This window comes from Polaribacter staleyi (assembly GCF_038024045.1).
Lineage (GTDB): Bacteria > Bacteroidota > Bacteroidia > Flavobacteriales > Flavobacteriaceae > Polaribacter > Polaribacter butkevichii.
In genome coordinates this window covers 2,706,541-2,728,108 of the sequence record NZ_CP150665.1, presented here as the reverse complement: position 1 = coordinate 2,728,108, position 21,568 = coordinate 2,706,541, and the positions used below count along the sequence as shown (strand labels likewise).

General features: G+C 31.6%; 12 protein-coding genes. All 12 read right to left on the bottom strand.

The genetic code is table 11. The features are described from left to right. Window positions 1–22: 22 nt before the first annotated feature. Complete coding sequence (locus WHD07_RS11725; protein WP_343328537.1) at window positions 23–1,537, bottom strand: arylsulfatase; 1,515 nt, start codon at window positions 1,535–1,537, stop codon at window positions 23–25. Window positions 1,538–1,591: 54 nt separating this feature from the next. Further along, on the bottom strand, window positions 1,592–3,241 hold the full coding sequence (locus WHD07_RS11720; protein WP_343328536.1) for a glycoside hydrolase family 43 protein: 1,650 nt from the start codon (window positions 3,239–3,241) through the stop codon (window positions 1,592–1,594). A 62-nt stretch (window positions 3,242–3,303) separates the two neighbouring features. Further along, window positions 3,304–4,650 carry a family 43 glycosylhydrolase gene (locus WHD07_RS11715; protein ID WP_343328535.1) on the bottom strand — a complete coding sequence of 449 codons (1,347 nt, stop codon included), beginning with the start codon at window positions 4,648–4,650 and terminating at the stop codon, window positions 3,304–3,306. 4 nt (window positions 4,651–4,654) lie between these two features. Then, on the bottom strand, window positions 4,655–6,967 hold the full coding sequence (locus WHD07_RS11710; protein WP_343328534.1) for a glycoside hydrolase family 3 N-terminal domain-containing protein: 2,313 nt from the start codon (window positions 6,965–6,967) through the stop codon (window positions 4,655–4,657). A 139-nt stretch (window positions 6,968–7,106) separates the two neighbouring features. Further along, window positions 7,107–8,714, bottom strand: coding sequence for a ThuA domain-containing protein (locus WHD07_RS11705; protein ID WP_343328533.1), 1,608 nt, complete (start codon window positions 8,712–8,714; stop codon window positions 7,107–7,109). 144 nt (window positions 8,715–8,858) lie between these two features. Beyond that, window positions 8,859–10,406 (bottom strand): alpha-L-fucosidase, encoded by a 1,548-nt coding sequence (locus WHD07_RS11700; protein ID WP_343328532.1) that lies wholly within the window; start codon window positions 10,404–10,406, stop codon window positions 8,859–8,861. A gap of 122 nt (window positions 10,407–10,528) precedes the next feature. Continuing rightward, window positions 10,529–12,148 (bottom strand): DUF5060 domain-containing protein, encoded by a 1,620-nt coding sequence (locus tag WHD07_RS11695; protein ID WP_343328531.1) that lies wholly within the window; start codon window positions 12,146–12,148, stop codon window positions 10,529–10,531. A 12-nt stretch (window positions 12,149–12,160) separates the two neighbouring features. After that, complete coding sequence (locus tag WHD07_RS11690) at window positions 12,161–13,831, bottom strand: sulfatase (RefSeq protein WP_343328530.1); 1,671 nt, start codon at window positions 13,829–13,831, stop codon at window positions 12,161–12,163. A 189-nt stretch (window positions 13,832–14,020) separates the two neighbouring features. Next, entirely contained in the window at window positions 14,021–15,622 is a 1,602-nt protein-coding gene (locus WHD07_RS11685) for a hypothetical protein (RefSeq protein WP_343328529.1), read from the bottom strand. Between the two features lie 56 nt (window positions 15,623–15,678). Beyond that, a complete protein-coding gene (locus WHD07_RS11680) occupies window positions 15,679–17,457 on the bottom strand; it encodes a RagB/SusD family nutrient uptake outer membrane protein (protein ID WP_343328528.1) in 1,779 nt (592 codons plus the stop codon). 57 nt (window positions 17,458–17,514) lie between these two features. Then, window positions 17,515–20,649, bottom strand: coding sequence for a TonB-dependent receptor (locus WHD07_RS11675; RefSeq protein ID WP_343328527.1), 3,135 nt, complete (start codon window positions 20,647–20,649; stop codon window positions 17,515–17,517). A gap of 180 nt (window positions 20,650–20,829) precedes the next feature. Then, window positions 20,830–21,510: a T9SS type A sorting domain-containing protein gene (locus WHD07_RS11670; RefSeq protein ID WP_343328526.1), complete on the bottom strand. Its 681-nt coding sequence runs from the start codon at window positions 21,508–21,510 to the stop codon at window positions 20,830–20,832. Window positions 21,511–21,568: the final 58 nt, after the last annotated feature.

Sequence of the window (21,568 nt, the reverse complement as noted above, 5' to 3'; positions counted from 1 at the left end):
CTTACAAATAAAACAATTTTGTTTATATTTTTGTAGAAACACCACTTTTTCTTGTGGTATTATAAGCTGTAAAAAGAGCTTTAATTTTTAATGCATATTTAGGATTATGAACTAAATTTTGTTGTTCATTTTCTTCTACATTCTCATTTAAATTAAAAAGCGCCTTAGGTGTTCTGGTAGCTCCTGTTTTGTCCTTTTTATCAAAAGAAATAATTAGTTTCCAACCATCCTTTATAATAATACCTTCTTTACCTGTACCCGATTGCGTCATTAAAAAAGGATGCACATCGGCATTATTCTCTCCTAATAAAATTGGCAATAAACTTGCAGAATCATTTGCTTGGTTTTCTTCTATTTTTTGATTTGTAATAGCTGCCAATGTACCTAAAACATCCAAAGCTACAATTGGAGTTTTAGAAACCGTTTTTGCTTTTATTTTTCCTGGCCAAGAAGCAATAAAAGGCACTCTGTGTCCGCCTTCATAAGGTTGATTTTTTCCTCCTCTATAAATATCGTTGGATTTATGACCCGATTTTATCGTTTCTGACTTTAACAACCCACCATTATCAGAAGTAAAAATAATAAGTGTATTCTCATAAACACCTTTCTTTTTTAAAGCTTCAACCATCATATTCATTTGAACATCTAATTCTTTTACCATATCTAAATGACTAGAAGGCGTTGTACCTGCTATTTTAACACCATTTAATTCTTTTGATGGTGTATGCGGTAAATGCACTGCTTGTGAGCAGTAATACATAAAAAAAGGTTCTTTATCTGAAGCGCTGTTAATAAAATCTACCGCTTTATTAACTAATAATGAACCAGAATTATATGGATTCCAATAACTATCACCTAAGCCTTCTTTTTTATCTAGTTTAACATTTATTTTACTCATATTTTTCTGAGTAATTAAAACGATTTCTGATTTTTCATTTAAAGGCATCATCACTCCGTTTTCATAAACAGCATAAGGTTCTGCCTGAATTCCTGCAGGGTACATAAAACTATAATCAAAACCATTTTGCACAGGACCTTTATCTATTACCTTAGAAATATCAACATCCATTTCATGTTCCTTTCTAGCCGATCTATACACTTTACTTGAATCATCTTTTCTTGCGAAATCCATTCCAAATCCCCACTTACCAAAGAAAGAGGTTTGATATCCTGCCTTTTTCATCAGTTTACCCAATGTAAGTTGATCTGATTTTATAGGCGAAGGTTGGTAAGAACCCCAAACACCCCAAGGAGCATAACTTCTATAACAATTATTCCCTGTCATCATTGCATAACGAGATGGTGCACATAATGCTGCAGGTGAATGTGCATCAGTAAAAATCATCCCTTCTTCTGCCAACATATCTATTGCAGGAGTTTTAAGGATTATATTTTTTGAATGCTTTTCTCTGTAATAAGAAATATCTCCAACGCCAATATCATCCGCTAAAACAACAATAACGTTTGGTTTATCTTGAGAAAATGAACTACTTGCAAATAGCAGTATAAAGCATAGACATAAAATATTTTTAATCATTATTATTTTGAAATTATTTATTTATTTATTTATTTATAGCAGGGTTTCGTTTTATTAATTTACCTCTTTACTTTTATCATATGAAAACCAATCAAATTTAGCTTTGTTGTTACTAATCCTTCCTAATGAAGTAGCATACATCCCTATGTAAACACCATTAAATCTTTTGGCAATTTCATCAGAAATTAAGGTATAATCTTGTACTTCACCAATCTTTTTTAAATCACCTTCACTTTCACCATAAAAAAACTGAACGTTTATTCCCTTTACTTTTACAGCTAAAACAACCTCCTGCTTTTTAAATGGAACTGTTACAATTGTAGTGGGTGTAAAATTCCCTTTATTATCCTTTTGATAAGCTTTAATTAAAGAAATGCCATTTTTATTTTTTAACAACTGATAATTATTACCATAACGTCTATAAATTACCAAACCTGCTTTTTCATTTTCTTTTTTAGTTTTAAACGATATTTTTGTTGACGCATTAAAACTAAAGTGCTTGGTACGTTTTCCTATAAAAGAAGGATTTACGAGTTCTGTAATTGTTTCTGGACGTAATTTAATTTCTAAATTATCATCATTTAGTTCATACCATTTGGTATTAGGTGTTAATAAGAAATTCCACTCTAAATCAAGATTCTTACCCGTAAAACCATCACGCGTTTTTAATTTAGGAACTGGAGTAAAAGGCAAATCTGGTCTTTTTTGCTCAACTTGCAAAAGTCCTATTCCAGGATTAAAAACTGGAGTAATACCACTTTCTTGCTGTGTCATTTTAACTTTAGCTAAAAAAGTTTCTCTTGCTAAGGTTACAAAACCTTCATTAAGCCTTTTGGCTAATAGTACGCTCCACCAATCTCCATTTTGCGTTTGTACCAAATCTCCGTGACCAGTTTGTCCAATAGGATACGTTTTTTCTAAATGACGATGTGTTAAAACAGGGTTTGCGTGATTGGGAATATATGGTCCCCACAATTTTTTGCTATTAAATACAGTAATTGCATGATATTCTCCTGTACCTCCTTCTCCAATCACTAATAAATATTCCCCATTAATTTTATATAAATGTGGCCCTTCTGCCCACCGTGCGTTTGAAGCGTGACCATAAGTTAATTGTTTTTTATCACCTAATAAAACACCTTTATCAGGATCAATTTCTTGCATCCAAATGCCATTTTTACCTTGCCATTCTTTCTTAGAACCATCAATAACTGCTGCTCCTGTATAATAACATTTACCATCTTCATCCCAAAAAAGAGAAGGATCTATACCTGGTGCATCTTTAATATAAATTGGATCACTCCAAGGACCTTCAGGTTTTTTAGCTGTGATGATAAAATTCCCTTTTTGCCCAACCATCGTTGTAATAATGTAAAACGTTCCATTATGATATCTAATTGTAGGCGCAAAGATTCCGTTTGAATTATCTAAACCTGATTTGTACACAATTTGTGTTGTACGATGTAATCCGTGTCCTATTTTTTCCCAATTTACCAAATCTTTACTTTTATGAATAGGTAAACCAGGAAACCATTCAAAACTAGAATTAACCATATAATAAGTATCTCCTACTCTACAAATAGATGGATCTGGATAAAACCCTGATAAAATAGGATTTTGAAATTTTTCTGGAGCATTTTGTCCAAAAAAATTAGTCGAAATTATGAGTATACTAAGTATTAATAATTCTTTTAGGTTTAACATATTTTCTTTAGTTAACAATGTAAATCAGTAAAATGCTAAAAAAACACTTTTTTTTAAACATATTACTTTAATAACAACCAGTTTAAATTTACAATTTTAGTAGCTCCCCAATCAGATTTAAAAACAACAACAATATCTTGTAAGCCTGTTACTTTCTCAGTTAATTCCGTTTCTATTGTTGTCCAAGAGTTCCATCCGCCAGTATATTTTACAGGAAAAGTTGCTATTAATTTCCCTTTTGGGTGTTTTAAGTGAATTTCGAAACTACCAATACGTTGTCCGCTAGCAATTCTTGCTTGCATTTTTGTTGCAGTACCATTGCCAAAATCAACACCGTTAAATTTAACAGAACTCATCATAGGCGTTTCGCAAACCATCCATCCATCAGGTTCGTCACCTCCTACAAAAGCTGTTTTAGCTCCACCACTAATTTCATTATATCTATCTACCTGAATTAGTTCTCCAATTGTTGGGTTTCCAATTCCTCTTTTAGTTCGCTTCACTTTTTTAATGGTACCATCTTTTTTAAATTCCATATAATCAGCACACATAGATCGTAGTTTACTAAAACCACTTAAATCCCAGTGATGATAAAACAGTATCCATTTTCCATTGTATTTTACTATGGAATGATGATTTGTACCATTATTAATATTATCCATAATTTTACCAGCATACACAAAAGGACCCATTGGGTTTTTACTAGTTGCATAACCAATTGTATAGCCTTCATCTGGAAAAACGTGTGCAAAAGTTAAGTAATACGTATCGTTACGTTTAAATGTAAATGGACCTTCAACATAACCTGCAGGAATCCCTTGAACTTTAATAGGTTCTCCTTGAATTTCTTTCATATTATCTTTTAATCTTGCAGCCTTTATCGTTTTGTCTCCTGCAAAATAGATATATCCTTTACCATCATCATCTAAAAATAATCCTGGATCAATTCCACTAATACCTTTTATGTAGTTTTTTTCCCATTTAAATGGTCCAGTCGGATTTTTTGAAGTTCCCACACCAATTCTTCTGAATGAAGAGCCATCTTTTGGTTTTGCAGGATAATAGTAATAGTAAGTATCCCCTTTTTTAATACAATCTGGAGCCCACATTGCAAAAGTATCTTTGTCTCCCCAAGGCACATCATTCTCTTTTAATATCCATCCGTGATCTTTCCATGTAGATCCTTTTTCTAAAGAAAAAGCGTGATAACCAGGCATACAAAAACGCGGAAACTCTTTTTCTCTCCCAGCAGGAGGATAAGTATCGCTTGAAGGAAATACATATAGTTTGCCGTCAAATACGCGTGCAGTAGGATCTGCAGTAAACATATGAGTTACCAATGGGTTTTGACTAGATAACTCTAAAAAAAAGAGACAAGCCATAAAAAAACACGTGCGTTTCATCATCATTATTTTATTTGATACTATTTATTGTAAAAAACACTTCTCTACCGTTGTTAAGAATTAAATCTTCCCCTTTTAATTCAATTTTACCTTGTAGACGAATATCTGTAGAAGAAGCACCAATTTTAAAGAGGTAATCATCTGCTTCTACAATCCATTTTTGATTTTTATATTGTACCAATTGTTGTGGAGACACTTTAAAAGTTACTTTTTTAGTTTCACCCGCTTTCAATGAAACTCTTTGAAAGCCTTTTAATTGAATTGGTTTTATTGTTGATTTTTCACTTACTGGAGAAACATATAATTGCACAATTTCTGTTCCGTCTTTTTTACCTGTATTTTCTAAATTAAATGAAATTGAAAATCGGTCATCTGTCAATTTTGCTGACTTTCTTATTTTAAAATTACTGTACTTATAATTCGTGTAAGACAATCCATACCCAAATGAATAGAGCGGTTTATTTGCTGTATTGTATCCATTTTGATAATTAACTTCTTCCTTTACTTGAGAGTTAGGATACGTAACACATAACTTCCCAGAAGGATTTACTTTACCTGTTAACACATCTGCAATAGCATTACCTCCTTCTTCACCAGGAAACCAAACATTTACAATAGCGGCACATCTTCCTTCTAATTTATCTATTACTTGTTGTCTACCACCAAATAATACTAAAATTACTGGTTTTCCTGTAGCTAACATTGCTTCTACAAAAGCTTCTTGTTCACCTGGTAATCCTATTCCGTTTCTAAATCTTCCTTCACCATTTAAAGAAATATTTTCTCCCATTGCAGCAATAATTACATCGCTTTCTTTGGCTATTGTGATTGCATTTTGCAAATCTGGTTGTGGCAGTCCTTTTACAGTTAATAGTTTTAACCTACCTATTCTATCATCACCAAATCCTTCTTTATCAATTTTAGCTTCTAATGGCGCACTCCAATCGCAACCACGTTCATGTGCTATCTGAACTGTATTTTCTAATGCATTTTCTAAACCTTCTTTTAAAGTGACTAACTTTGGGTTTAAAGGATCGTATGCTGCACTTTTCCAAAAAGAACGCATTGCCTGGTATGTATAATCTCCTAATAAACCTTGTGTTGTAGCTGCATTTGGACCTACTAATGCTATTTTTTTTACCTCGTTTTTTAATGGTAAAACTCCATTGTTTTTTAATAAAACGACTGATTGTGAAGCTGCTTCATAGGCTAGTTTTCTAAATTCTGGTGGATCAAAATCCAATACTCCATCTTTTCCTATTTGCGGATTTTCATCTAACAAGCCTAATTTAGCTTTCATTATTAAAGACCTTTTTACTGATGTATTAATTACTTCTTCTGTAACTAATCCTTTTTTAATGGCTTCTTTTAAAAGTGGGTATGTTTTTGGTGATGATAACTCTATATCTATTCCCGCATTTAAAGCCATAGCACCTGCCGTCATTTCATCTGGCGCTTGTTTGTACTTTTTATACACCATATTAATTGCGCCATAATCACTTACCACCAAACCATCAAAACCAATTTCTCTTCGTAACATTCTATCTAACATAGTAGGGTTTACAGATATTGGTAAGGATTTATAAGTACCATAAGAAGGCATTACACTTTTTGCCCCTGCTATTTTTATAACAGCTTCATGTGGCATTAAATACTCTTCATATAAAGTTTTCTCATCATTATTCTTTGTACCATAACCTGCAAAATGTTTTACAGTTGCTGCAACACCGGTTTTAAAATCGTCTCCTTGTAAACCTTTTACAAAAGCAACCCCCATTTTAGATGTTAAATAAGCATCTTCTCCATAACTTTCTTGATGACGATTCCAATGTGCAGTTCTACTTAAATCTAACATTGGAGACAGTGCAAAAGTGGCACCTGCAGCTCTCATGTTTTTTCTTGTTGATATTGTATTTCTTTCTACCAACTCCGGATTCCAAGTACAACCAATACCAATTTGTTGCGGAAACGTGGTGGCTCCTAAAGTTGCAAAACCAGTAATGGCTTCTTCATGAAAAATAGCAGGAATTTTAAGTCGTGTTTCCGTCATTAAAAAATGTTGAATTTGACGTACTAAATCTCTTAATTCTTCTGGTTCTAAAGATTGACCAGTAGAAAACTGGCAAAAATGTCCAATACCATTTATAATATGTTCTCTACACTTTTCTAAAGATAGTTTACCATCAACCATTAACTCTCTAATTCGAGTACCTGTTATTTGAGCTATTTTTTCGTCCATTGTCATTTTAGACATTATGGCATCTACTTTTGCATCTATTTCTGGAGTAGAAAAAGGTTTATTTACCTGACCTTTAATTTGCACACTGTTAAACAGGATAAATAGTGAACAAAAAACGATTAATACTACGCTGCTTTTTTTACCAAACATAAATGCTACTTTTTTGTGGATATTTTTGTTTTATAATTATACTTTCAAAATTAATTCCTAAAAAAACGAGTTCTTAAAGGTTTTTAAATTTCGATGGAAATTTTGTAATCGGACTGATTTTTATATTTTTATAATATACTTCTGCGGCTTCAGATTGTATTTGTATTTTTCCTTTAGTTATGGTTTTTGTTTTACCATCAATATCATAACGTGTATTCTTAACTCTATTTACAACATGACCATTCACTAAATGAATACTTTCATTATCTAAACAATAAATTTCTAACGTATTCCATTCTCCATTTGGTTTTTCATATAAGCTAGATTTGCTCGCTTGACCTGAATCATATTTTTGCCATTTTAAAGGAACCAATTCTCCTTTAGAGTCATACTCGTAATACGTTTTACCATTTGCTCTTGTTTTTTTCTTTGCAGGCACATCTCCATAAACGTCACCTAGCGCAATAAAATCTCCACAATCACCTTCTTGTACCTGAAACTCTAAACTAGCCATCCAAACATTCCAAAAAGCGCCATGTTTCCCTGTTGCATGATATAGAATACCGCTATCTCGTTTGTCTTTAAGACGTGGTTGCCATTTCTTTTCTCCCCATTTAAACTGCGTTGTAAAATGATAATTAGAATATTCGTTTTTACTCGTTAAACCTCCATAAATTTCACCTGTAATTTTTAAAACAGGCTCTTCGTTTTCTTTTATTACAGAAAACACTTTTTTAGGATCATTATTTAATCCCATTGGTTTTCCTTTTCTAACATCTTCTGATTTTTCAAAATCAATGTCTACTGATGGATGTACAGCCCCCATCCAAACATCCCATTTAGAAAGGTTTTCATCTAACAAATTCTCTCCATTTGCTTTTATAGAAACTTCAGACTCATTTAAAGCCCACTTCATTCCTTCTTCTAGATGTTTTACAAATAATGGATTGGTGTACGTTTTATTGGTGTGTCCCATGGCAGTATAAAAAACACGAGCTCCTTCGTACGTATGATACCAAGAAATTGGATGTTTTGTTCCCATTTGCTTTCCTTTATAACTAGACTCATCAATGTCAATTAAAACATTGATGTGAGATGCCATTGGTTTTTTAAAATTATACCATTCATCAAATTTTTCAAAAGTTGGAGCAAAATGAGCAATTGCAGGATGATTTTTATGATTATGAACATTTAATTTTGCCTGTTGCTGTTTAGGGTGACTTTCGAACTGAGCACCAATCATTTCTGCATAAAATGGCCAATTTGGTTCTGTATCTGTAGCCGAATGAATCCCTACAAAACTACCTCCATTATGAATAAATTTTTTAAAACTTTTTTCTTCTTCAGAACCTAAAATATTGCCCGTTGTGTTTAAAAACACAAGCATTTTATATTTTGATAAATTTTTAGAATTGAAAACTAAAGAGTCTTCAGAAAAATCCATTTGCCAATTATTTTCAACACCTAATTTCTTTAAAGCTAAAATTCCTGATGGAATAGATTTATGGCGCCAACCATTCGTTTTAGAAAACACCAATATATTTGATGGTGTTTTTTCTTCAATATTTTTTTGATTCTTCTTAAAGGATGTTGTTTTATTAACAGCGTTACAACTGTACAAAAACACCAAAAAGCCTAAAACTATAAAACCTAGTAAATATGTTTTTAAATTACTTTTCATATCAAAAATTTATGTATTATTTTTTTTATGGAATCGTTACTAGATCCAAATTTTACTATTAGTTGGTATATACTGACTTGTTTTAAACCAAAAAAGCACATTTAAATTAAAAAATGTGCTTTTATATTTTCTCAAAAAAATCGTTTAAATATCAAGAGCAATTACATAGGCAAAATCACATGGTTTTACTTTTGGCATCGTTACAATTAAACCCTCGTTGGTTTGAGACCATTTAATTTTGTCTGAACTACCTAAAACACTTATATCTGCTATTTTTATATCTTTTGCATATTTAGCTCCTTTTGCTAAAGTTGTAATATTAACTTTACCATCTTTTGGCCAATCTAAAACAATGGCATATAACTTATTTCCTTTGCTTGTAAATCTTATATCTTTTGATGATAATCCTTTATTATTACCTTCAGAATGGTGTCCTTTTTTAACTTCTGTTGGTCCTTCTCCAAACGTTTCCCAATATTTAGTATCATAAATAGCTTCTCCATTTGTTTTTAACCAACCTCCTATTTGAAGTAAAATTTCTTTTTGATCTTCTGGAATTGTACCATCAGATTTTGGACCAACATTTAATAATAAATTTCCGTTCTTACTTACAATATCTACCAAGTCGTCTACAATTTCATTAGCCGTTTTAGACTCCCAATTAGTTACATAACTCCAAGAGTTTTTACCTATTGATGTATCTGTTTGCCAAGGTAATTTTCTAATTCCTGGTAATTTTCCTCTTTCTAAATCGTAAATTACAGTTCCTTCTGGAAAAGCTTCGTGAGAGAAGTTTTTATCTTGCAACACCACTTCTTTTCCCCATTCAATTCCTTTATTATAATAGTATGCAGCTAACTTTGGTCTTTGATCTGCATAATCTGGAATATCTAAATAAAAATCAAACCATAATATATCTGGTTGATAATTATCAATTAAATCTTTAGTTCTTGCCCACCAACGTTCTTTAAATTTTTCTGAAACAGGTTCTGTTAAATCTTTTCCTTTTGATGAATATAAATCTGCATATTGAGGATCTGTAGTATCAAAATGATCTTTTTTATTATAGAAAGACCAGTTAAAAGCAAAATGTGACGATGCCCCCATAATCATTCCTTTACTTCTACCTACTTTAAAAAGTTCTCCTAAAACATCTCTTTTAGGTCCCATATCGTAAGCATTCCATCTTGTAGTATTCGATTTATACATAGCAAATCCATCGTGATGGTCTGCAACAGGTATTACATATCTTGCACCGGCTTCTTTAAATAAATCGATCCATTGATTGGCATCAAATTTTTCACCTTTAAACATCGGTATAAAATCCTTATATCCAAATTCTTTTTGCTTTCCCCATCTTTTTTTGTGATGTAAGTATTCTTTAGAAGGCCCCATTTTACCGGTATTTAATTGGGCATTAAAGTTAGCTGTATCCATATACATTTGTCTTGGATACCATTCTGAGCCATATGCAGGCACAGAGTAAGCACCCCAGTGAATAAAAATTCCAAATTTTTGTTTATTAAACCATTCTGGATCTTTGTAGTTTGCTTTTATAGATTCCCAATTTGCCTCATAAAGTGGCTTTTTAGCTCCTGCTATTTCTTTTTTCTGGCTTTTTGGGTCTGCACAAGACAATACAACCAAGCAAAATGCTAAAAAACTTAATATTGTATACTTACTTATCTTCATTTTAAATAATTATTAAAAATTGGTATTCAAACTTTATCAATGCTAAATTCTAATTATCAACGCAAAAGCAACAAAACGTATGGCTTTAATACTAGACCAAATGTTTAAAATGCTAATTATTACTATTTAAGTCTTGAAATTATTATAGAATCTGCATCACCTTGCCAAGGTGAGATAAATTTTCCGTTTTTGGCAACTGGTAAAATTGGACTAAATTCCCCTGTTAAGGTATTAAACCATTGCATGGTTCTGTCCTTACTTTGTTTTCTTAAAAAGGCTGCATCAATACCATAGTTTTCTTTATGAATATACAGCAAAACCGTTTCATTCTCATCTGTTAGATTGTAAGCACTTCCATTTTTCCAAGGAGTTGGTTTCATTTTACTAAAATCAAATAAAGAAAACAGTTTTTTCATATGTTTAAAATACTCAAACTTTGGTTTGATAAAATCTGCAGACTGTTCAAACGGATTGTAAATTATAGCATTCCAAGACGCTCCTTGCCAATAATAGGTGCTATAAACACCTGCAAAAAGACACATGTAATTTCTACGTAAACAAATTTCTGCATTGGTATAATCACCTGTAAACACTTTATACGGAGATTCTTCATAACCACCATGTTCTATATTAAAAATAGGCTTTCCTTTAAATTTATTTCTAGCATCTAACATTTTATCATAAATGTTATGAGACCAGTTTTGTGTAGAAATAAAATCTACTTTTTCTGGAAAACGAGAACAATATTTAAAATCATGAACAGACACTAATCTTTTAAATGCGTCATTTTTTCTTAGTCGTTCAATTCTCCCGTGTATATAAGCTTCATCTGCCCTACCATAAAACAAGGCTTCTTTAGAAATATCCCAAACTATGTTTGGAAATGCCTGATAACGTTTTATGATATAATCAAAATACATATTATCTGCATCTGTATTCATATCTGGCCATGCAACAAGTTTATTCCACACATAAATCATTAAATGAGATACTATTCTTTTATCATGCATTAAACTAATTGTTCTGTCAAACTTTTTAAAAAAAGCTGGATTTAATGCTGAATAATCTGGATTTTCGTTGTTACCAAGAAATGGAAATATATCTTTTGGACCACCAAATTCATGCTCTGGATGCTCTTTTAATTTATCATCTTTTTTCCAGCTTACATCATAAGAAAACACATTCATTACAATTTGATTGAATCCGTTTTCATCAATTAGATTTAATAAATGATCTGTTTTAGGTAATTCTTTATCATTATGATAATCTAAAGCATATAACCAATCGCATTCAAATGCTAATAAAAAATATGGAGTTCCATCTTCATAATAAAAATGCTCTGGTTTGTTTTTATTAACTGTAATTGCTCCATGATTGTCTTTTTTAGCTTCTACAACTTTTACTTTTCCTTTTTTACCACTTAATTTATTAGAATCTGCTTTGGTTACAAAACTCCAATTACCTGTTAATGAACTTGAAAAACGTATAATCCATTCGTTATTACCATTATAAAACCCAGGCACCTCTTGTACAACACCACTTTCGTGTGTAAAAATGGCTATAAAATTAGCCGTAAACGGAGATTTTAAATTGGTTTTACGAGTAACAGAGATATCTAAAACCTCCCATTTTGGTATTTGGTAGGTTTTAGATGATTTATAGGTTTCTACTTTTAATTGACTAAAACCATTAATTGAAAAGAGGACAAAATAAAGGAATCCTATTTTAAAAAAATATTTCATATTTTTTATTTTTTAATCATTCCAGTGTTCATCAATTACCTTTTGAATATGAGGATATTTTTCACCATCCTCTTCATTCAATTCTTTACGTTTTTTAATCATTTGCTCCTTTAAATCTGCAATAATATCTTTGTATTTAGCATCTTTATAAGCGTTGTTCATTTCTTTTGGATCTACTGATAAATCGTAAAATTCCCAAGCGGCAGGAGTATCTAAATCGAATCTGTTACCCCAGCTCTTTTTATTCCAACTAGCATTAGGATCTTTTGTATCTACCCAATATTTACCATAGAAAAACATTAATTTATATTGTTTTGTTCTAATACCAAAATGCGCTGGATTTGCATGTGCATGTGCCATGTGCATCCAATATCTATAATAAGTAGATTGTTGCCAGTCTTTAGGCTCTTTGCCTGTTTCTAAAATAGATTTAAAGCTATTACCTTGCATTTGTTTTGGTGGTGTTCCTCCAGCCAATTCAATTAATGTAGGTGCAAAATCTGTGTTATTGATAATTGCATCTGTACGTGTTCCTGCTTTTATTTTTTCTGGATAACGTACAAAAAATGGCATTCTCATAGACTCTTCATACATCCATCGTTTGTCTATATAATCATGTTCTCCAAGCATAAAACCCTGATCTCCTGTGTAAACAATAATTGTATTTTCATACAACCCTTCGGCTTTTAAAAACTTAATTAATCGCGCCACGTTATCATCTACACCTTTTACACAACGTAGATATCTTTTTAAGTATTCTTGATACGTTGCATGTGTATACTCTTTATCACTTAATCCTTCTACTTGCGTAGGATCAAAATCTGGATTATTATTTCTAGTATATTGCTTACTCCAAATACGCATCCCCATATTTCTAATGGTATTTCTTTTAGAAACAGAAGAACCTATTACATGAATTAATGAATCATTTTTTCCACGTGTTCCCTCAGAACCATTATTTTGATTATCATACAAGCTTGCTGGTTCTGGAATCTCAGTATCTTTAAGATAATCTAAATAACGAGGTGCAAATTCAAAATCATCATGAGGTGCTTTATATTGATGAAACAGTATAAAAGGTTTTGATTTGTCTCTTTTATTTTTTAACCAATCAATAGAAATATCTGTAACGATATCTGTACTGTGCCCTTTGTATTGTTTACCTTCATAAGCAGGGTCTTTTTCTTCTGCAAAATTCATTCCTGTTTCAGTTAAATAAGGATCAAAATAAGAACCTTGCTGACCGTGTTTTGTAAACACATTAAAGTAATCGAAATTAGGTTGTGCTTTTAAATGCCATTTACCAACCATTGCTGTTTGATACCCTAATTTTTTCATTTCCATAGGCAAATACTGATGATCCATAGGTAAAGTACCCTCTAAATCTAATACGCCGTTTGCTTGACTGTATTGCCCAGATAAAATAGCGGCTCTACTTGGTGTACAAATAGAATTATTGGTAAAACAGTTGTTAAAAATAATACCTTCATTGGCAATTTTATCAAGTGTTGGTGTAGGGTTTAAACCCGCCAATCTACTTCCATAAATACCAAATGCTTGAGTTGTATGATCATCTGACATAATATAGATGATATTTGGTTTTTTAGCTATTGCCTTTTTTTGTTCTTGTTTGCAAGAGGTAAAAAAAACAGTAAGGAAACAAAGTGTAAGTATTTTATTCATTTTCTTTTTTTTATAGTGTAAATATTAAAAATTTAAGTAGTAATGAATACTACATATGGTCTTAATATCATAAAATATGGTTCATATAAATATAAATTTCCTCTTTTGTACGATTGTAAAACTTATTCATCAAAAAAAAGCCCATTTGAATATTTTCAAATGGGCTTTTCATTAAAAAATTAAAATGAATTATGGTCTAACTTCTTTTTCTACTAAATAGAAGTTATCATAATAAACTATTGCATTACTATTATTAGCTTGAGAACTAAAACGTAAATAGAGTTTTGTAAATGCTGCACTAGATTTATAATCTATTTCCTTTGTTACCCATTTACCTGTTGGATGTAAAGTTTCATTTTTATAATCCATCCAGAATTGCCATCCCCAATTGGTAATTAAAAACATACCACCAACATTTGGACGAACCGTAGTTGACTCATCTATATACATATCATACTTTAATGTATATGTTTTAGTACCATCTAATGCAATTGCATTTGGCAAAATTGCTTGAGCTTCTGACCAAGCCATACCCGGTGTTATTGTCATTTTTAGACTATAATCACCCGATGCCGATTTTTCATTTGATCTTTCTGGTGTTCCATTACTCGCATTCCATACAGACCATCCCATACCAGTGTCTAAAGTTGCAATGTCTGAAGGAATTAAATTTACATCATGCATTTTAACAACTTCATCTACAAATGCAACTGGCGTTCTAGTATCAGTAGATTCCAATCCACTTCCATCTAATAAACTTACTTTAATAACATCTGGTCTATAAATTTTTTCTTCTAAAACTAGGTCTAAAATTGTACTATCATCTGGGTTAATAGTAACTGACGCTACTTTAAAATCAACATCATTCACAGAAACTTTAAAGAAACTTTCTTTATTTAAAAAAGGTGAAAACTCACCATTAAACGGAACTTGAATCGTTTCATCTTCTTTTTCGATTATTGTTCCAGAAATTACAAATGGTTGAGATGATGGAATTACCTTAAATGGCGATACTAAATCATAAGTATCAGAATCTCCAGGAACGTTTTGTCCTGTTCTATTCGCTGTAATTCTAGCAGTAAAATGTCCTAGTTTTTTAAAGACAATATCAGCCACTTCTGCACTGCTAGAAGCAACTACTTCTTGTGTTCCTCCTTTTGCTCTAATAGACCAAAATCTTCCTGTTGGTTCACCAATTGTAGTTTTATCTATAAATTGAACCTTATCTCCGGCTTCTACATAAATAGTATCTTTACTTGTATAGTCAACCAAAGCACCAAATTGCTTCACTTCTATTTGAGGAATAATAGTATCAAATACTTTTACAACAAATGTAGTATCAATTACCCAAGAATTACCTTCTTTTACTGATGCCATTATGTAATCTCCTCTTTCTTGACTAAACCCTCTAAAAGCAACAGAATCTTTAAAAACATTACGTAATCTAACTTTCTGTAAGCCTGATTTGTTAAATAACACATGTGCCGATTTTTCTTTTGTTACAGTATCTCCAGCATTTACCACATATTTCTCAAAAGATTTTTCAGTACTCTTAATAGGTCCTTTTAAAAAGTTATTACCTTCTTCGATGGTCCAACTATGTTCTGTATATCCTTGTGATAAATCTAAAAAGGACATGTAGTCAAAAATATTTAGTTGTATTATACTATTTTGACCCGCTCCAGTATAAAACCCAACATCAGAAAATGAATTTGGAGCTTCATATTCTTCCTCTGTACAGGATGTAAAAAGCAAACTAATGAATGCAATTAAAATTAATGTATTTTTCATGTTTTTCGTATTATTTAATTATAAAATTGAATTAAAATAAATCTATTTAAAGATTTTTATTCATCACCAAGTACTGGGTTTGTAATAGTTTCTCCATTTGGTAATTTCCAATAGCCATTTTCATCTTCATTATAATTAACAGCTGCTTCTTGAAATTCATTCCAAGCTGGATCTACTGTATCATCATCAGGACTAACTTCAACTATAACAGATCCCCAACGTGTTGGACCTGCCGTACCATCTTCTTTCGTCCATTCATAATTTTCTCCTTTATATCTCTTTGCAGCAAGCTCAACAAAACGTTGTCCTTTAACACCCCATCGTCTTAAATCTACATTTCTTGTTCCACCATGTCCTTCACAAGATAATTCTAAAGGATATTCTTTAAATCTTAAATGTTTCATTAAACTAGTTGCATCATAAGCAACATTGTCATGATCATTTAAAGGAAACTCTCCCGTACCATTAAGGCCTAATAATTGAACCCCAGAACGTCTTCTAACTTTATTAATATACATCATAGCTCCATCAACATCTCCCAATTCAATCAAACATTCTGAATACTGTAAATATATTTCGGCAAGTCTTATTAATCTTTCATTAATACCACTTCTTACTTTTCCTGGAGATCTAGCAGCTTCACTTTCAAATCCTAAATCCCAATTGGTATGTTTTCTCCAATAACAAGACATTTTATTTTGAAAATGATGCGCCTCTGCCGTTGTAGGGCTTCCATAATACTCCAATGCTGGGTCATCTACAAGTGCCACAGACCAAGAAGTTCTTAAACTAAATTTTCTAAAACTTTCTGAGCCATCTTCTGCAATAATTTTGTTTCTTGGATCTGCATAATCTAAAGCTTCATTTTTATATTCTAAAATTAACCAGTTAGCAACCACACCACCATTCCATCCACCAATAGGTGTTAATCTTTGTTGAAGTGATGAAGCACCTGTATCTCTCCAGTCCCATTGATTTAACTCTCCTTTAAAATCAGTTGAACGTACAATCTCTAAAATAGATTCTTCATTTAACTCATCCATTGTAGTAAAATTACTTCCAATATTAGACGTTAAAGCATACCCATAATTCTCTATTACATTTTTAAAATATACTGCTGCTTTAGAAAAATCATTTTCAGCTAAATAAGACTGCCCTAAAACTGCTTCTGCTGCACCTGCTGTAATTCTTCCCTTTTCTCTTTCATCTTCCCATTTAATTGGCAAAGTTTCTTTAGCATACTCTAAATCTGCTCTATAAAAATCTTTAATTTCTTGTGCACTACTTACACTACGGTAAAAACCATTCTCTCCACCAGGTACTACATCCCACAAAACAACCTTTCCTTCATTAAAAGTAGTACTTAAAATAAAATATGAGAACCCTCTTATAAATGTTGCTTGAGCCTTTACAACTTCTGCTTCTGCTTCTTCCGTTTCACTATTTAAAGTTCCTTTAAGTCTATCTGCAGCTTCTATAACTTGGTTTGCTCTAAAAATGGTAGTGTACAATTGAGACCATTTATCTTGCCCTTGTTTTGAAGCTTCATTATACGTTTGAAGGTAAAGATCATTTACATTAAAAGGTCTTTGCCACCCAGTACCCCATGCAAGATCACTTCTTACCAACTCGTCTAGTAACATGTAATTATTATCGCTACTAAAAGATTTGTATGTGGCAACTAACCCTACATTTAAATCATCTACTGTTTTCCAAAAACTATCTGTGGATAGTTGATTAGGATTTGTTTGTTCTAGAAAATCATCTGAGCAACTAACCAATGTTACAAGAAATAACATTATTAAGGTTAGCTTGCTTATTCTTATATTTTTCATTTTGAAATGTTTTTTGTGAATTTTTATATCTACTACTTTCATATTTCTCCTTATAGATTAAAATCCTAGTTGAATACCTGCTCTTACTTGAGAACTTACAGGATAAGTACCTTTGTCTATACCTCTAGTACTTAAACCATTGTTTCCTACCTCTGGGTCATACCCAGTATACTTTGTAAAAGTTAATAAATTTTGACCAGCAACATACAATCTTAACTTAGACAGTTTCATTTTGGTTAACATTTTTTTATTAAAATTATAACCCAATGTTATATTACGTAATCTAACATAAGTACCATCTTCTAACCAAAAATCATTTCTTCCTCTAAAGTTATCATGCGTTTGAGCACCTCTATATACAGGTATATCTGAAGTTGGATTTTGAGCTGAATATTGGTAAATTAAATCTTGATGATTCCCATATTGATAAGCATACGCTTTACTACCATTCATTATTTTACCTCCAAAGGCTCCATATAATTGTGCAGAAAGATCAAAATTGCTATAAGAAACAGATGTATTAAAACCCATTTCAAACTTTGGTGTACCACTACCAGAATATTGTCTATCATTAATATCAATAACTCCATCTCCTTTATCTGGTATTCCGTCACCATCCGTATCTACAGTTAAAGCATCAACCAATCTTAAGTCTCCTACTTTTGCTCCACTAGTAGGAAATTCAGCAAGATAAGCGTCTAATTCCCCTTCTCTAATAATTCCATCTGTTTTAATTAAAAAGAACGCACCCGCTTCATAACCTTCTGCCAAAACAGAAACTGCATCAGTATCATTATCTGTACCCGCAATATTACTATCATTAAAATAAATGATTTTATTAGAACCACTCATTTTGGTTACTTTATTTTTATTCTTAGTAAAATTAACTCCAGCATTCCATTTTACTTTCCCTCTTCCTTTATTTTTATAGTTTAAGGCATATTCAACACCAAAGTTTTCCATATCTCCAACATTTAAAACTACCGAAGCATCACTTCCAGAACCTGCACCAACTGTTGGTGGTAAAAATACAGGGAATAACATGTCTTTTTTGTTTGTTGTATACACATCTTGCGTAAAAGTTAACCTATTCTTAAAAAATGATAAATCAATACCAAAGTTTTTAGAAACAGATGTTTCCCAAGAAACCAACTCATTTGCATAGGCTTGTTGTGTTGCTCCTAATTGTAAATTTTGATTGTCTCCAGCCCCAAAAACATAATCGTTTTCTAAAGTAATTACTGGTGCGTATGCATAATCTGCAATACCTTGATTACCTGTAGTACCATAACTTGCTCTTAACTTAAAATTATTAACAATGTTTTTAACCGGTTCCCAAAAGTTTTCGTCAGAAACGTTCCAACCTGCAGAAAAAGAAGGAAAAGTTCCCCAGTGATTATTTTTAAATCTAGACGACCCATCTCTACGCACACTGGCACTTAACAAATATTTTCCTTTATAATTATATTGTAAACGAGCTAACATACCAATCAGTGTGTTTTCTCTATCTTGTCCCCATTGTCCTTTTCCAGACCCTGCTAAAGACTCTCCCGTTGCACCATTAATAACGGTAATATCGTTACTATTAATATCAAACTTCTGTGCAAAGAACGAAGAAAAATTATATTTTTCAGCAGAATAAACTCCAACAAAATTTACATTGTGATTTCCAAAAGATTTATTCCAGTTGATAATGTTTTCCCAAGAAAATCTAATCGATGTTGAGCTAGAATTATAAATTCTAGATTGCTGTCCCGGTAATGGTTCTCCTTCAAAATCATATGCTACGAATTCTGGACTGATCGTTCTTCTAGTTGCATTTTCCCAACCTGAAGATATTCTTGAGGTAAATTTTAAATTTTTATTAAAATTATAAGAAATATCTAATCTTCCATCAAAATAATGTCTTTCATCATTATCTTCTTGAAGTAATTTTCTACCTAAGTAAGATAAGTTCTGAGCAGAACTTCCATCACCTGCATCTCCAATAGATTCTAAGTTATCTTCAAGATCTACTTGTAATGCTTGGTATCTATAAGCGTCTCTTAATAACCCCCAAGGTGCTATTTGTTTTTCTTCAACTCTAAAAGACATACCAGTTTTAATATCCCAATTTCCTTTTTTTAACTGAGCGTTTGTTCTTACATTGAACCTGTCATATCCAGAATTATAAACCATACCTTCTTGAGAAAACAAGTTTGCCACAACACTATATGTTAACCCAGCTTTACCTCCTGAAAGAGACAAACTATAGTTCTGAATTGGAGCAGCATCATTCTCTATAAAGTCAATTAAATTTGTATTATTAGTTAACTGAGATGAATTATTTTCTGCACTATGCCAAGTGTTTCCATAAACATTTCCATTTTGAGCAAAAGATTGTAAGAAGTGAGAATACAATTTATCTTCACGATCCATAATATGTGTAACAGAAGTAATATTTTGTACACCGTAGTAGGCATCTAAATTAATCTTCATTACACCCGCTTTACCTTTTTTAGTTGTAATTAAAATTACACCCGCTGCACCACGTGTTCCATAAATTGCAGCAGAAGCTGCATCTTTAAGTACATCTATACTTTCAACCTCACTTGTACTTAATTTTGGATCACCGTCAAAAGGAATTCCATCTACTACATATAATGGCTTATTAGAACCATTAATAGAGGTTAAACCACGAATCATAATGTTTGCTTCAGAACCAGGAGCACCATCACTAGCAACAACTGTTACCCCTGCAATTTGTCCTTGCAGTGCAGAACTTAAATCTGAAGTTGAAATTTTCATTATCTCTTCAGATTTAATTTGAGATACAGCACCTGTTAGCTCTTTTTTCTTCTGAGTACCATAACCAATAACCACAATTTCGTCTAATTGAGATACATCTTCAGATAAGCTAACATTAATCGATTTTTTCCCATTTACCTTAATTTCTTTTGTAGCAAAACCAATGTAAGCAAATATTAACGTACTATTGTTCTTCGCCTTAATTACATAGTTACCATCAAAATCGGAAACAACCCCATTTGTTGTTCCTTTAACAAGAATACTTACCCCCGGTAAAGGTTGTCCTCCACCTGTAACATTACCTTTTACAGTAATTGTTTGCGCTTGCAACACACTAACACACATAACAAAAAAGAATGCGATGTAGATAGCTTTGTGTTGATACTTTATTATTTTAAATTTCATATTTATTATAATTTGAATTTATTTATGTTTACAAATATTTGATTTTAATACTATTTTACTAATAACAAATGATTTTATAATTAAAACAAATGTTGAAAAGCTTAAAGTTTTGTTAATATATAAGGAATTACCAATTTTTTACTTTAAAAAACATTTATTTATAAAAAGATTGTATCTAATTTAATTTTTTACTATTTTTTTTGCAAAACCGTTATCCCCTACTAAGAAATAAATCCCCTTATTTAAACCAGAAATATCAAGAATATTTTTAGCTTTAAAGGTCTTTACAGTTTTTCCTAATAAATTAATTACGCTAAGAATTTTAATATTAGAAACATCAGAAATATTTATAAAATCAGTTGTAGGATTAGGATACACTTCTATTTTCTTTTCTTGAACAGAAAAGTCTTTATTAGCCAGAGTTGCAGCTGCATCTACACTAATATTATATTTTTCAATTTGTGTTGATGAAGCTCCTGCAGCAAAAATTTGAAGTGTATACCCAGAAACATCCACAGTAGGTGTGTACTGGTATGTTTCTGTAATAGAAGTTGCACTACTTTCTGTGAAACCATTTTTATAATCTGCATTTTTAAAGACCGCAGGACTAGAAGCTGGCTCATAAAACCTAATAACAATTCTTGCCTGATCTCCAACAGGTTGTGTATTCCCAGGAGCTACAGGTAAATTGGTATAAGTAGCTTCTATATCTAAAGGAACATTTGTAGGTAATGTATTTACAGGGCTTGTTGAAGCAAGAAAATCATCTATAGGCTTGCCGTTAACTTTAATTTCTAACGTTTGTGCTAAACTTGAAAACCCAACAAGAAAAGCAATTAGTACAAAAGTAATTTTTTTCATATTTTATGTTTTGAATTAATAATATTCAAATTTTAAAATAAAAACAGCTGTACCTTAA